Source organism: Streptomyces sp. NPDC048434, assembly GCF_043200375.1.
Taxonomy (GTDB): domain Bacteria; phylum Actinomycetota; class Actinomycetes; order Streptomycetales; family Streptomycetaceae; genus Streptomyces.
The window spans coordinates 14157-29652 of the sequence record NZ_JBICXQ010000051.1 but is presented as its reverse complement, the minus strand read 5'-3'; the positions used below and the strand labels follow the sequence as shown (position 1 = coordinate 29652).

Here is a 15496-nt window from a genome sequence, read left to right as displayed (position 1 = left end):
AGCCAGCACGCCGACCGCGTGCCGAACCCACTCGCCCTCTCCCTCTCGGGAGGAGACCATGACGGTTCGCCGACCACTGTCGCCATCGCTGTCGCTGTCGCCGACCTGGACCTGCAGCTGCACGCCACCGGAGCCCGGCAGAATCAGCGGCTCCTGGAGCGTCAACTCCTCCAGCATGCCGCTCCCGGCCAGGTCCCCGGCGTGGACCGCCAGGTCCACGAACGCCGTACCCGGCAGCAGGACCGTGCCATGCACCGCGTGATCGGCCAGCCACGGCATCGCGGCCAACGACAGACGACCCGTCAACACCAGCCCGTCACCCTCGGCCAACCACACCGCCGCCGCCAACAACGGATGCCCAGAACGCTGCAGACCGATCGACGAGGCATCCCCACGAGCGGTGACGGCCTTCGGCCAGTAGTGCTGGCGCTGGAACGGGTAGGTCGGCAGCCCGACCTTGACCGCCCGACCCTCGTCGGCTGTCACCGCGGCCCAGTCCACCTCCACACCAGCCGCATACGCACCGGCCAGTGCGGTCAGCCAGCGGCTCCGGCCGCCATCGCCACGCTGCAAACTGGCCGCCGCCACCAGATCCTCACCGGCCTGCGCGATCGCCATACCCAGCACCGGATGCGGACTGACCTCCACGAACACCCGGTGACCCTCCGCCGCCAGCTCGGCAATGACCTCACCGAACCGCACCGTCTGACGCAGATTGCGGTACCAGTACCCGCCGTCCAGCTCGGCGGTGTCCACCACGCGGGCCTCAAGCGTGGAGCAGAACGGCACCGGGCTACTGCCAGCAGACACTCCGGCCAGGTCCTCGGCCAGACGGTCCTCGACCGCCTCGACGTGCGCGGTGTGGGAGGCGTAGTCCACCGCAATCCGCCGGGCGCCGCGATCTGCGTAGGCGTCCGCGAACTCCGCGCACGCCCCGGCGTCTCCGGCCACCACGACCTGCCGGGGGCCATTCACCGCCGCCACTGACAGATCCTGGCCCCAGCGGGAGATCCACTCCCGCACCTCCTCCAACCCGGCGGGCACCGACACCATCCCGCCCGTACCCGCCAGCCCGGCCAACGCCCGACTGCGCAACGCCACCACCCGCGCGCCGTCCTCCAAGGACAGGCCGCCCGCGACACACGCCGCCGCGATCTCGCCCTGACTGTGACCAACCACCGCCGCCGGCTCCACGCCGCAAGCCCGCCACAACTCGGCCAGACTGACCATCACCGCCCACGACGCGGGCTGGACCACATCCACCCGCGCCAACAACTCCGCATCGCCCAACACATCACGCAACCGCCAGTCGACGAACGGCGCCAACGCCTGCTCACAGCGCTCCATCGCCGCGGCGAAGACGGGCTCCTCGTCCCACAACTGCAAGCCCATCCCGACCCACTGCGCACCCTGACCCGCGAACACAAACACCGGCCGCGACACCGACAACGAACCAGCAACCCCGCTCACGACCCCGGGCACCTCCTGCCCCGCGGCGGCAGCAGTCAGCCCCTCCAGCAGCTGGCCACGGTCCTGGCCGACCACCGCAAGCCGGTGGGAGAACGCCGTCGTCCGCGTCACCGCCAGAGAGAACGCCACATCCCCGACCGCGACCTCCGGACGATCAGCCACGAAGTCCGCCAACCGACCCGCCTGCGCAGCCAGCGCCGCACCGGACCGCGCCGACAACACCCACGCCACCGGACCCACAGACTCCAGCCCCAACTCCGAGGCCGACTCCAACTCGTCCAGGGCAGGAGCATCCAGGACAGGGGCGTCCAGGGCCGGAACATCCTGCGCAGGCTGTTCCAGGATCAGGTGGACGTTGGTGCCGCTGATCCCGAACGCCGACACACCAGCCCGCCGCGGACCAGAACCCGCAGGCCACTCCCGAGGCGCCGTCAGCAGCTCCACCGCCCCGGCCGACCAGTCCACATGCGACGACGGAGCATCCACGTGCAGCGTCTGGGGCAACATGCCGTGCCGCATCGCCTGCACCATCTTGATCACACTGGCCACACCGGCAGCCGCCTGCGTGTGGCCGATGTTCGACTTCACCGACCCCAGCAACAGCGGCCGGCCCTCCGGCCGGTCCTGACCATAGGTGGCCAGCAGCGCCTGCGCCTCGATCGGGTCACCCAGCGCCGTACCGGTGCCATGCGCCTCCACCACATCAACATCACCCGGCTGCAACCTTGCGCTCGCCAACGCAGCCCAGATCACCCGCTGCTGCGAAGGCCCGTTCGGCGCCGACAGACCATTACTGGCCCCGTCCTGGTTGACCGCACTACCCGCCACGACCGCCAACACCCGGTGCCCACGAGCACGCGCATCCGACAACCGCTCCAGAACCAGGACACCGACGCCTTCGCCCCACCCGGTGCCGTCGGCCGCCTCCGCGAACGGCTTGCACCGGCCGTCGGCAGCAAGACCTCGCTGCCGCGCGAACTCCAGGTACGCACCCGGGGTGGCCATCACCGTTACGCCACCGGCCAACGCGATCCCGCACTCCCCGGACCGCAGCGCCTGCGCGGCCAGGTGAATCGCCGTCAGCGACGAGGAACACGCCGTGTCGATCGAGACGGCGGGACCCTGCAGCCCCAGCGAGTACGCCACCCGACCCGACGCCACACTCGCCGTGGTCCCGGTCATCCCGAAGCCGCCCGCACCGTCCTGCTCACCGATCCGGTAGCCGGACGTGATGATCCCGGCGTAGACGCCGGTGTCGGTGCCACGCAGCGAACCCGGGGCGATCCCCGCGTCCTCCAGTGCCTCCCAGCACGTCTCCAGCAACAACCGCTGCTGGGGATCCATCCCCAATGCCTCACGCGGACTGATCCCGAAGAACTCCGCATCGAAATCACCAGCGCCGTCAAGGAAGCCACCCACCTGGGCATAACCCGCGCCCCCGTCACTGGAATCGGAGGCTTCCAAGCTCTGCAAGTCCCAGTCCCGGTTTGCCGGGAAGCCCGTCATCGCGTCGGAGCCTCCGGCGATCAGCTGCCAGAAACCCTCCGGGTCCTCGACCCCGCCCGGGTACCGGCAACCCATCCCCACGATCACCACCGGCTCATCCGTGCCGATGCGGACTGCCGGCACGGGCACCGCCCCGACGGCCTCGGAAGTCCCGCATGCCTCTGCCACCAGGTACCGGGCAACCTCCAGCGGTGTCGGCTGGTCGAAAACCAAGGTGGCGGGCAGACTGAGGCCCGTCTCGGCCGCGAGTCGGTTGCGGAGCTCCAGCCCGGTCAGGGAGTCGATACCCATGTCGCGGAAGGCCCGCTGAGGATCGATGTCCCCAGGGCGTTCATGGCCCAGAACGACAGCGGCAGCGGCCCGGACGATCTGCAGGACTTCCTGCTCACGATCGGCGGGAGAGAGCGCGGCCAGCCGAGCCGCGAGACCACCCGCATCTGCGGCCACGGCTGCGGTCGGGCGTGCGGAGACACCACCAGCAGCCAAGCCGCGCAGCAGCGCAGGCACCGGCCGTCCTCCGCGAGACAGCCCCGTCAGGTCCAGCCGAGCCGGGACCGCCAACGGCGCACCCAACGCGGCAGCGGCCTCGAACAGCGCCAGGCCCTGCTCCGTCGCCATCGGCTGAACACCACCGCGCCGCAGACGCGACAGGTCAGCGCCCTCCAGATGCCCGGTCATCTCCGAGGCCTGGGTCCACAGCCCCCAAGCCAGCGACTGACCAGCCAGCTGCCGATCCCGACGGTAGGCGGCCAGGGCGTCCAAGAACGCGTTAGCGGCCGCGTAACTCCCCTGCCCCGCGCTGCCCATGACAGCCGCAGCCGAGGAGTACAGGACGAAGCCGGCCAGACCCGCGCCCTCGGTCAACTCGTGCAGGTTCCACGCCGCTTCGGCCTTCGCCGACAGCACCGTCGCCATCCGCTCAGGCGTCAGCGACTCCACCGTGGCGTCGTCGATCACACCGGCGGTATGCACCACCGCCGTCAGCGGCCGCTCAGGAGCGATCCTCGCCAACACCGAGGCGAGGGCGTCGCGGTCGGCGGCGTCGCCGGCCTGCACCCGCACCTCCGCACCCGACTGTGCCAACTCGGCGGCCAGGCGGGCGGCTCCCGGTGCGGCGGGGCCGCGCCGCGACATCAGGAGCAGGTGCCGCATGCCGCGGACGTTGACCAGGTGCCGGGCCAACTCCCCACCCAGCGTTCCGGTTCCACCGGTTACCAGCACGGTGCCATGCCCGTCCCACTCGGCCGGGACGTTCAGCACGACCTTGCCCAGGTGCCGGGCGGCCTGCAGATACCGCAGCGCCGCCACAGCCTGCGACAGCTCGAAACACGTCACCGGCGGCGGAACCAGCGTCCCCGCCTCGAACATCGCCCCCAGCTCAGCGAACATCTCCGCGACTCGCGGCACACCGGCGTCCATCAGGTCGAACGCCTGGTAGACCACTCCCGGGTAGGACTGAGCAACCTGCTCAGGGTTCCGGATATCGGTCTTGCCCATCTCGACGAACCGGCCACCGCGCGGCAGCAGCCGCAGCGACGCGTCCGTGAACTCCCCGGCCAGGGCGTTGACGACCACGTCCATACCCTCGCCGCCGGTCACGGCCAGGAACTGCTCGCAGAAGGCCAGATCACGGGTCGAGGCGATGTGGCTCTCGTCCACGCCCATGGCCCGCAACGCCGGCTGCTTGGCCGGACTGGCGGTCGCGAAGACCTCCAAGCCCCATTCCTTGGCCAACTGCACCGCGGCCGTGCCGACTCCACCGGTCCCAGCGTGGATGAGGACTCGCTGGCCGGGACGGGCCTGGGCCAGATCCCGCAACGCGTAGAACGCCGTCAGGAACCCTGCCGACACCGCTGCGGCCTGCTGGAACGACCAGCCCTGCGGGATCGGGGCAAGCAGTCGGCTGTCGACAACCCCGGCCGGCCCCCACCCGGGCACCAGACCCATCACCGGCTGACCGACCATCAGACCGTCCACCCCGGGACCGGTCTCCAGCACGACCCCGGCACCCTCCATGCCCAGGACCCGGCCATCCATGACCATCCCCAGACCGGCGACCAGGTCATGGAAGTTCACGCCCGCCGCACGCAGGCCCACCCGGACCTGACCCGCCGACAACTCGGCGCCCGCCTCAGGAGCATCGATCACAGCGGCGCTGCCCAGATCGCCCGGCTGTGTCACCTCGACTCGCCAGCCCGAATCACCGGGCAGCTCCAGTTCCCCGGCCGACCCGGCCCGGACCAGCCGTCGGCCGAACGCCACCACGCCCCCGCCGTCAGTAGCGGGACGGATGCAGACCTCAGACTCATCGGCATCCAGCACCGCAGCCAGAACGGTCTCCACGTCGGCGTCGTAGGTGGGGTCCAGGCCGGCTGACGGGTCGACATCGACCAGCAGCAGACGACCCGGGTGCTCCGACTGCGTGGAGCGGATCAGGCCCGTCACCGCCGCGCCGGCCAGATCCTGCCCGGCGGCCGCGCCCTGGGTCCAGATCACCAACTGCGCGTTGTCGGTCTCGGGATCGGCCAGCCACTGCTGCACCCAACCCAACACCGTCGCGGCGGCCAGCTGAGCCGCCTGCGGCGCCGAAGTCCCAGACGGAGCAGCCGGCACGGCCGCAACCACCACCGGAGGCACCTCGGACTCAACCGACTCGCGCCGCACCCACTGCACCACGGCGTCAGAGGCCTGCGTCGGCAGCGGGACCCAGTCGACGGTGAACAGCGACTGCCGCACCTGCCGACCAGCCCCGGTGAGCTGACCAGCCGGAATCTCACGCAACGCCAGCGACCGTGCCTGCAACACCGGCTGACCAACACCGTCAAACGCCGTCACCGAGACGCCGCCCGACTCACGGGCCAGCACCACCCGCAGGAGGCGGGCACCGCCGGCCAGCAGCCGCACCCCCGACCACGCGAACGGCAGTTCCGTCCCCCCACTGCCATCGCTGGTGCCGGCAGCCAGGAGACCGTGCAGAGCGGCGTCGAGCAGAGCGGGGTGCAGGCCGAACCCGGCCGCGTCGGAGTCAATGGCCTGGGGCAGTTCGGCCTCGGCGTAGACGGTGTCCCCGGCACGCCACACCTGACGCAGCCCCTGGAACGCCGGCCCATAGCCGTAACCGCGCTGGGCGAAATTCTCGTAGGCATCGTCGACCGGAACCGGCTCCGCGCCGGCCGGAGGCCAGACGGCCAGCGGAGCCGGAACGGGCTCACCGTCGGCCGGGGCCAGCACGCCGACCGCGTGCCGAACCCATTCGCCGTCCCCTTCGCGGGAGGAGACCGTGACCGTTCGCGGACCGTCATCACCGTCGCTGACACGGACCTGCAACTGCACGCCACCGGAGCCAGGAAGGACCAGCGGCTCCTGGAGGGTCAACTCCCCCAGGACACCGCACCCGGCCAGGTCCCCGGCGTGGACCGCCAGGTCCACGAACGCCGTGCCGGGCAGCAAGACCGTGCCGTGAACCGCGTGATCAGCCAGCCACGGCATCGCGGCCAGCGACAGACGACCCGTCAACACCAGCCCGTCACCCTCGGCCAACCACACCGCCGCCGCCAACAACGGATGCCCGACCCGCTGCTGACCAGCCGACGAAGCATCCCCACGACCAGTGACAGCCTTCGGCCAGTAGTGCTGACGCTGGAACGGGTAGGTCGGCAGCCCGACCTTGACCGCCCGACCCTCGTCGGCGGTCACCGCGGCCCAGTCCACCTCCACACCAGCCGCATACGCACCGGCCAGTGCGGTCAGCCAGCGGCTCCGGCCGCCATCGCCGCGCTGCAAACTGGCCGCCGCCACCAGATCCTCGCCGGCCTGCGCGATCGCCATACCCAGCACCGGATGCGGACTGACCTCCACGAACACCCGGTGACCCTCCGCCGCCAGCTCGGCAATGACCTCACCGAACCGCACCGTCTGACGCAGATTGCGGTACCAGTACCCGCCATCAAGCTCGGCGGTATCCACCACGCGGGCCTCAAGCGTGGAGTAGAACGGCACCGGGCTACTGCCAGCAGACACCCCGGCCAGGTCCTCGGCCAGACGCTCCCTGACCGCCTCGACATGCGCGGTGTGGGAGGCGTAGTCCACCGCAATCCGCCGAGCACCGCGATCGGCGTAGGCCTCCGCGAACTGAACGCATGCCTGCGCGGCACCGGCCACCACCACCTGCCGGGGACCATTCACCGCCGCCACCGACAGATCCTGGCCCCAGCGGGAGATCCACTCCCGCACCTCCTCCAACCCGGCGGGCACCGACACCATCCCGCCCGTACCCGCCAGCCCGGCCAACGCCCGACTGCGCAACGCCACCACCCGCGCGCCGTCCTCCAACGACAACCCACCCGCCACACACGCCGCCGCGATCTCGCCCTGACTGTGACCAACCACAGCCGCCGGCTCCACGCCGCAAGCCCGCCACAACTCGGCCAGGCTCACCATCACCGCCCACGACGCCGGCTGGACCACATCCACCCGAGCCAACAACTCCGCATCGCCCAACACCTCACGCAACCGCCAGCCGACGAACGACGCCAACGCCTGCTCACAGCGTTGCATCGCCGCGGCGAAGACGGGCTCCTCGTCCCACAACTGCAAGCCCATCCCGGCCCACTGCGCACCCTGACCCGCGAACACAAACACCGGCCGCGACACCGACAACGAACCAGCAACCCCGCTCACGACCCCGGGCACCTCCTGCCCCGCAGCAGCCGCCGTCAGGCCCTCCAGCAGCTGGCCACGATCCTGGCCGACCACCGCAAGCCGGTGGGAGAACGCCGTCGTCCGCGTCACCGCCAACGACAACGCCACATCCCTGGCCGCGACCTCCGGACGATCAGCCACGAACTCCGCCAACCGACCCGCCTGCGCGGCCAGCGCCGCACCGGACCGCGCCGACAACACCCACGCCACCGGACCCGCAGACTCCAGCCCCAACTCCGAGGTGGGCGCCGACCCGTCCACGGCAGAGACATCCACGGCAGGGACGTCCTGCGCGGGCTGTTCCAGGATCAGGTGGACGTTGGTGCCGCTGATCCCGAACGCCGACACACCAGCCCGCCGCGGACCAGAACCCGCAGGCCACTCCCGAGGGGCGGTCAGCAGCTCCACCGCCCCGGCCGACCAGTCCACATGCGACGACGGAGCGTCCACGTGCAGCGTCTGAGGCAGCATGCCGTGCCGCATCGCCTGCACCATCTTGATCACACTGGCCACACCGGCAGCCGCCTGGGTGTGGCCGATGTTCGACTTCACCGACCCCAGCAACAGCGGCCGGCCCTCCGCTCGGTCCTGACCATAGGTGGCCAGCAGCGCCTGCGCCTCGATCGGGTCACCCAATGCGGTGCCGGTGCCATGCGCCTCCACCACATCGACATCACCCGGCTGCAACCTTGCGCTCGCCAACGCAGCCCGGATCACCCGCTGCTGCGACGGACCATTCGGCGCTGACAGACCATTGCTGGCCCCGTCCTGGTTGACCGCACTGCCCGCCACGACCGCCAGCACCCGGTGCCCACGAGCACGCGCATCCGACAACCGCTCCAGAACCAGGACACCGACGCCTTCGCCCCACCCGGTGCCGTCGGCCGCCTCCGCAAACGGCTTGCACCGGCCATCGCCAGCCAACCCCCGCTGCCGCGCGAACTCCGTGAACGTCCCAGGCGAAGCCATCACCATGACCCCGCCGGCCAGGGCCATCCCGCACTCCCCGGAGCGGAGTGCCTGCGCCGCAAGGTGAATCGCCGTCAGCGAGGACGAACACGCCGTGTCCACCGACACTGCGGGACCCTGCAACCCCAGCGAATACGCCACCCGACCCGACGCCACACTCGCCGTGGTACCAGTCAGGCCAAAACCACCAGCACCGTCCTGCTCACCGAGCTGGTAGCCCGAGGCGATGATCCCGGCGTAGACGCCGGCGTCGGTGCCACGCAGCGAACCCGGATCGATGCCAGCGTCCTCCAGCGCCTCCCAACAGGTCTCCAGCAACAACCGCTGCTGGGGATCCATCCCCAACGCCTCACGCGGACTGATCCCGAAGAACTCCGCATCGAAATCACCGGCACCGTCCAGGAAGCCGCCCACCCTGGCATAAGTCGGGCCCGCATCACCGGACTCGGACAGGCCCGGCGTCTCCCAGCCGCGGTTCACCGGGAAGCCGGTCATCGCGTCGGTCCCCGCGGCGATCAACTGCCAGAAACCGTCCGGGTCCTCGACCCCGCCCGGGAACCGGCAACCCATACCGACAATCGCCACCGGCTCGTCCATGCCGACACGGACCACCGGCACAGCGGTCTCCCCCACAACCCCGTCTGTGCCGCATGCCTCTGCGACCAGATACCGGGCAACCTCCAGCGGCGTCGGCTGATCGAAAATCAAGGTGGCGGGGAGAGTGAGTCCGGTTTCGGTCGCGAGCCGGTTGCGGAGCTCCAGCGCGGTCAGGGAGTCGATCCCCATGTCCCGGAAGGCCCGCTGGGGATCAATGTCCCCGGGTCGGGCATGACCCAGAACGACGGCGGTGCCGGCCCGGACGATCTGCAGGACTTCCTGCTCACGATCGGCGGGAGACAGCGCGGCCAGCCGAGCCGCCAGGCCACCCACGACCGCAGCCACAGCCGCGGACGGGCGTGCGGAGACACCACCAGCAGCCAAGCCGCGCAGCAGCGCAGGCACCGGCCCCCCAGCACGCGACAACGCAGCCAAGTCCAGTCGGGCCGGGACCGCCAACGGCGTACCCAACGCGGTGGCAGCCTCGAAGAGCGCCAGGCCCTGCCCGGTCGTCAGCGGCTCGATGCCGCCGCGACGCAGGCGGGACATACCGGTGCCGTTGAGATGCCCGGTCATCTCCGAGGTCTGAGCCCACAGGCCCCAGGCCAGCGACTGTCCGGCCAGGCACCGGTCCCGGCGGTAGCCGGCCAGCGCGTCCAGGAACGCGTTGGCGGCTGAATAGCCGGCCTGTCCCGGATTGCCCACGATGGCTGCGGCCGAGGAGTACAGCACGAAGCCGGCCAGGCCCGCGCCCTCGGTCAGCTCGTGCAGGTTCCAGGCCGCATCAGCCTTGGCCGCCAGGACGGTCGCCATGCGCTCAGGTGTCAGCGACTCCACCGTGGCGTCGTCGATCACACCGGCGGCATGCACCACCGCCGTCAGCGGCCGCTCAGGAGCGATCCTCGCCAACACCGAGGCGAGGGCGTCGCGGTCGGCGGCGTCGCCGGCCTGGACCCGCACTTCCGTGCCCGACTGTGCCAACTCGGCGGCCAGGCGGGCGGCTCCCGGTGCGGCGGGGCCGCGCCGGGACATCAGGAGCAGGTGCCGCATGCCGCGGACGTTGACCAGGTGCCGGGCCAACTCCCCGCCCAGCGTTCCGGTTCCACCGGTTACCAGGACGGTGCCCTGCCGGTTCCACTCGGCCGGGACGTTCAGCACGACCTTGCCCAGGTGCCGGGCGGCCTGCAGATACCGCAGCGCCGCCACAGCCTGCGACAGCTCGAAACACGTCACCGGCGGCGGGGTCAGGGTGCCCGCCTCGAACATCGCCCCGAGTTCGGCCAGCATCTCCGCGACTCGCGGCTCGCCCGCGTCCATCAGGTCGAACGCCTGGTAGACCACTCCCGGGTAGGACTGAGCAACCTGCTCAGGGTTCCGGATGTCGGTCTTGCCCATCTCGACGAACCGGCCACCGCGCGGCAGCAGCCGCAGCGACGCGTCCGTGAACTCCCCGGCCAGCGCGTTGACGACCACGTCCACGCCCTCGCCACCGGTCACGTCCAGGAACCGCTCGCAGAAGGCCAGATCACGAGTGGAGGCGATATGGCTCTCGTCCACACCCATCGCCCGCAACCCGGCCTGCTTGGCCGGACTGGCAGTCGCGAAGACCTCCAAGCCCCACGCCTTGGCCAACTGCACCGCAGCCGTACCCACACCACCAGTACCGGCATGAATGAGCACTCGCTGCCCGGGACGGACCTGAGCCAGATCCCGCAACGCATAAAACGCCGTCAGAAACACTGCCGACACTGCCGCAGCCTGCTGGAAGGACCAGCCCTGCGGGATGGCGGCCACCAACCGGCTGTCGACAACCCCGACCGGCCCCCAACCTGGCACCAGACCCATCACCGGCTGACCCACCGTCAGACCGCTTACCCCGGGGCCGGTCTCCAGGACAACCCCGGCACCCTCCATGCCCAGGACCCGGCCATCCACGACCATCCCCAGCCCAGCCAGCACGTCATGGAAGTTCACGCCTACTGCTCGCAGGCCCACCCGGACCTGACCCGCCAGCAGCGCGGTCTCCGTCTCGGGAGCATCGATGACAGCCGCACTGCCCAGGTCACCCGGCTGGGCCACCTCAACCCGCCACCCCGAACCACCCGGCAATGCCAACTCACTGGCCCGGACCAGCCGCCGCCCGAACGCCGCGACTCCCCCGCCGTCAGTAGCGGGACGAATGCGGACCTCAGGCTCATCGGCATCCAGCACCGCAGCCAGGACGGTGTCCACGTCGGCGTCGTGGGTGGGGTCCAGGCCGGCCGCCGGGTCGACATCGGCCAGCAGCAGGCGACCCGGGTGCTCGGACTGCGCCGAGCGGACCAAGCCTGCCACCGCTGCGGCGGCCAGGTCCTGCCCGGCGGCTACGCCCTGGGTCCAGATCACCAACCGCGCGTTGTCGGTCTCGGGGTCGGCGAGCCACTGCTGCACCCAACCCAGCACCGTCGCGGCAGCCAGCTGAGCCGCCTGCGGCGCCGACGCCCCCGACGGAGCAGCCGGAACCGCAGCAACCACCACCGGAGGCAACTCAGACTCGACCGACTGGCCGTGCCGCACCCACTGCACTGCGGCGGCGTCAGAGTCCTGCGGCACCGGCAGCGGGACCCAGTCCACCGTGAACAGCGACTGCCGCACCTGCCGACCAGAGCCGCTGAGCTGACCGGCCGACGCCTCACGCAACGCCAGCGACCGCGCCTCCAATACCGGCTGACCGACACCGTCGAACGCCGTGACCGAGACGCCGCCCGACTCACGGGCCAGCACCACCCGCAGGAGGCGGGCACCGCCGGCCAGCAGCCGCACGCCCGACCACGCGAACGGCAGCCCCGTCCCACCGCCACCATCGCTTGCGGCCAGCAGACCGTGCAGAGCGGCGTCGAGCAGGGCAGGGTGCAGACCGAACCCGGCAACGTCGGAGTCAATGCCCTGAGGCAGTTCGGCCTCGGCGTACACGGTGTCCCCGGCCCGCCAAACCCGACGCAGGCCCTGGAACGCCGGCCCATAGCCGTAACCGCGCTGGGCAAACCTCTCGTAGGCGTCATCGACCGGAACCGACTCCGCACCCGCCGGAGGCCAGACAGCCAGCGGAGCCGGAACGGGCTCACCGTCGGCCCGGGCCAGCACGCCGACCGCGTGCCGAACCCATTCGCCGTCCCCTTCGCGGGAGGAGACCGTGACCGTTCGCGGACCGTCATCACCGTCGCTGACACGGACCTGCAACTGCACGCCACCGGAGCCCGGCAGAACCAGCGGCTCCTGGAGCGTCAACTCCTCCAGCATGCCGCACCCGGCCAGGTCCCCGGCGTGGACCGCCAGGTCCACGAACGCCGTACCCGGCAGCAGGACCGTGCCGTGGACCGCGTGATCGGCCAGCCACGGCATCGCGGCCAACGACAGACGACCCGTCAACACCAGCCCGTCACCCTCGGCCAACCACACCGCCGCCGCCAACAACGGATGCCCGACCCGCTGCTGACCAGCCGACGAAGCATCCCCACGACCCGTGACAGCCTTCGGCCAGTAGTGCTGACGCTGGAACGGATACGTCGGCAGAGCAACCTTCCTCGCGCCATCGGCGGTCACCGCGGCCCAGTCCACCTCCACACCAGCCGCATACGCACCGGCCAGCGCGGTCAGCCAGCGGCTCCGGCCGCCATCGCCGCGCTGCAAACTGGCCGCCGCCACCAGATCCTCGCCGGCCTGCGCGATCGCCATGCCCAGCACCGGATGCGGACTGACCTCCACGAACACCCGGTGACCCTCCGCCGCCAGCTCGGCAACGACCTCACCGAACCGCACCGTCTGACGCAGATTGCGGAACCAGTAGCCGCCGTCCAGCTCGGCGGTATCCACCACGCGGGCCTCAAGCGTGGAGTAGAACGGCACCGGGCTACTGCCAGCAGACACCCCGGCCAGGTCCTCGGCCAGACGGTCCTCGACCGCCTCGACGTGCGCGGTATGCGACGCGTAATCCACCGCAATCCGCCGGGCACCGCGATCTGCGTAGGCCTCCGCGAACTCCGCGCACGCCCCGGCGTCTCCCGCCACCACGACCTGTCGGGGACCATTGACCGCCGCCACCGACAAGTCCTGGCCCCAGCGGGAGATCCACTCCCGCACCTCGTCCAGTCCGGCGGGCACCGACACCATCCCGCCCGTACCCGCCAGCCCGGCCAACGCCCGACTGCGCAACGCCACCACCCGCGCGCCGTCCTCCAACGACAACCCACCCGCCACACACGCCGCCGCGATCTCACCCTGACTGTGACCAACCACCGCCGCCGGCTCCACGCCGCAAGCCCGCCACAACTCGGCCAGACTCACCATCACCGCCCACGACGCCGGCTGGACCACATCCACCCGAGCCAACAACTCCGCATCGCCCAACACATCACGCAACCGCCAGCCGACGAACGACGCCAACGCCTGCTCACAGCGCTCCATCGACGCCGCGAACACCGGCTCCTCGTCCCACAACTGCAAGCCCATCCCAGCCCACTGCGCACCCTGACCCGCGAACACAAACACCGGCCGCGACACCGACAGCGAACCAGCAACCCCGCTCACCACAGCAGGCGCCTCCTGACCCGCGGCGGCAGCAGTCAGCCCCTCCAGCAGCTGGCCACGGTCCTGGCCGACCACCGCAAGCCGGTGGGAGAACGCCATGGTCCGCGTCACCGCCAGAGAGAACGCCAGGTCCCTGGCCGCGACCTCCGGACGCGCCGCCACGAAGTCCGCCAGTCGACCCGCCTGCGCAGCCAGCGCCGCACCGGACCGCGCCGACAACACCCACGCCACCGGACCCGCAGACTCCAGCCCGTCCAGGACAGGCGCATCCAGGGCCGGAACATCCTGCGCAGGCTGCTCAAGAATGACGTGGACGTTGGTGCCGCTGATCCCGAACGCCGACACACCAGCCCGCCGCGGACCAGAACCCGCAGGCCACTCCCGAGGCGCGGTCAGCAGCTCCACCGCCCCGGCCGACCAATCCACATGCGAGGACGGAGCGTCCACGTGCAGCGTCTGAGGCAGCATCCCGTGCCGCATCGCCTGCACCATCTTGATCACACTGGCCACACCAGCAGCGGCCTGGGTGTGACCGATGTTCGACTTCACCGACCCCAGCAGCAACGGCCGGCCCTCCGGCCGGTCCTGACCGTAGGTGGCCAGCAGCGCCTGCGCCTCGATCGGGTCACCCAATGCGGTGCCGGTGCCATGCGCCTCCACCACATCGATATCGCTTGCCCGCAGTCTTGCGCTGGCCAACGCAGCCCGGATCACCCGCTGCTGCGAAGGCCCGTTCGGCGCCGACAGACCGTTGCTGGCCCCGTCCTGGTTGACCGCACTGCCCGCCACGACCGCCAACACCCGGTGCCCACGAGCACGCGCATCCGACAACCGCTCCAGAACCAGGACGCCGACGCCTTCGCCCCACCCGGTGCCGTCGGCCGCCTCCGCGAACGGTTTGCACCGGCCATCGCCAGCCAACCCGCGCTGCCGCGCGAACTCCGTGAACGCACCCGGGCTGGCCATCACGGTGACCCCGCCGGCCAGCGCGATCCCGCACTCCCCGGACCGCAGTGCCTGCGCGGCCAGGTGAATCGCCGTCAGCGAAGACGAACAGGCCGTGTCGATCGAGACCGCGGGACCCTGCAGCCCCAGCGAGTACGCCACCCGACCCGACGCCACACTCGCCATGGTTCCGGTCAGCCCATAGCCGCCCGGACCGTCCTGCCCCCCGACGCGGTAGCCGGACGTGATGATCCCGGCGTAAACCCCGGTGTCGGTGCCACGCAGCGAACCCGGGGTGATGCCCGCGTCCTCCAGTGCCTCCCAACAGGTCTCCAGCAACAACCGCTGCTGGGGATCCATCCCCAATGCCTCACGCGGACTGATCCCGAAGAACTCCGCATCAAAATCACCGGCGCCATCCAGGAACCCACCCACCCGGGCATAACCCGCACCCCCATCACCGGTGTCCGGGTCAGACAGGCCGTCCACGTCCCAGCCGCGGTTCGCCGGGAAGCCCGACATCCCGTCGGAGCCTCCAACGACCAACTGCCAGAAGCCCTCCGGGTCCTCGACCCCGCCCGGGAACCGGCAACCCATACCCACGATCGCCACCGGCTCGCGAATGCTCTCCTCAAGCCTCTGCAGTCGGTTCTGCAGTTGCCGACCGTCGTTGATGGCCCGCTTCAGATAGTCCCGAAGCTTGTCTTCCTCGGACATGTGTCTAGTTGCTCCTTGTTTCGCG

Annotated in this window: 1 protein-coding gene; it reads right to left on the bottom strand. The window is 70.7% G+C overall.

Annotation, left to right across the window (positions count from 1 at the left end; all coding sequences use genetic code 11):
• Positions 1–15471 (bottom strand): SDR family NAD(P)-dependent oxidoreductase (locus ACGFWI_RS37295; RefSeq protein WP_393910517.1); only part of this gene is annotated, 15471 nt, incomplete at its 3' end.
• Positions 15472–15496 lie beyond the last annotated feature (25 nt).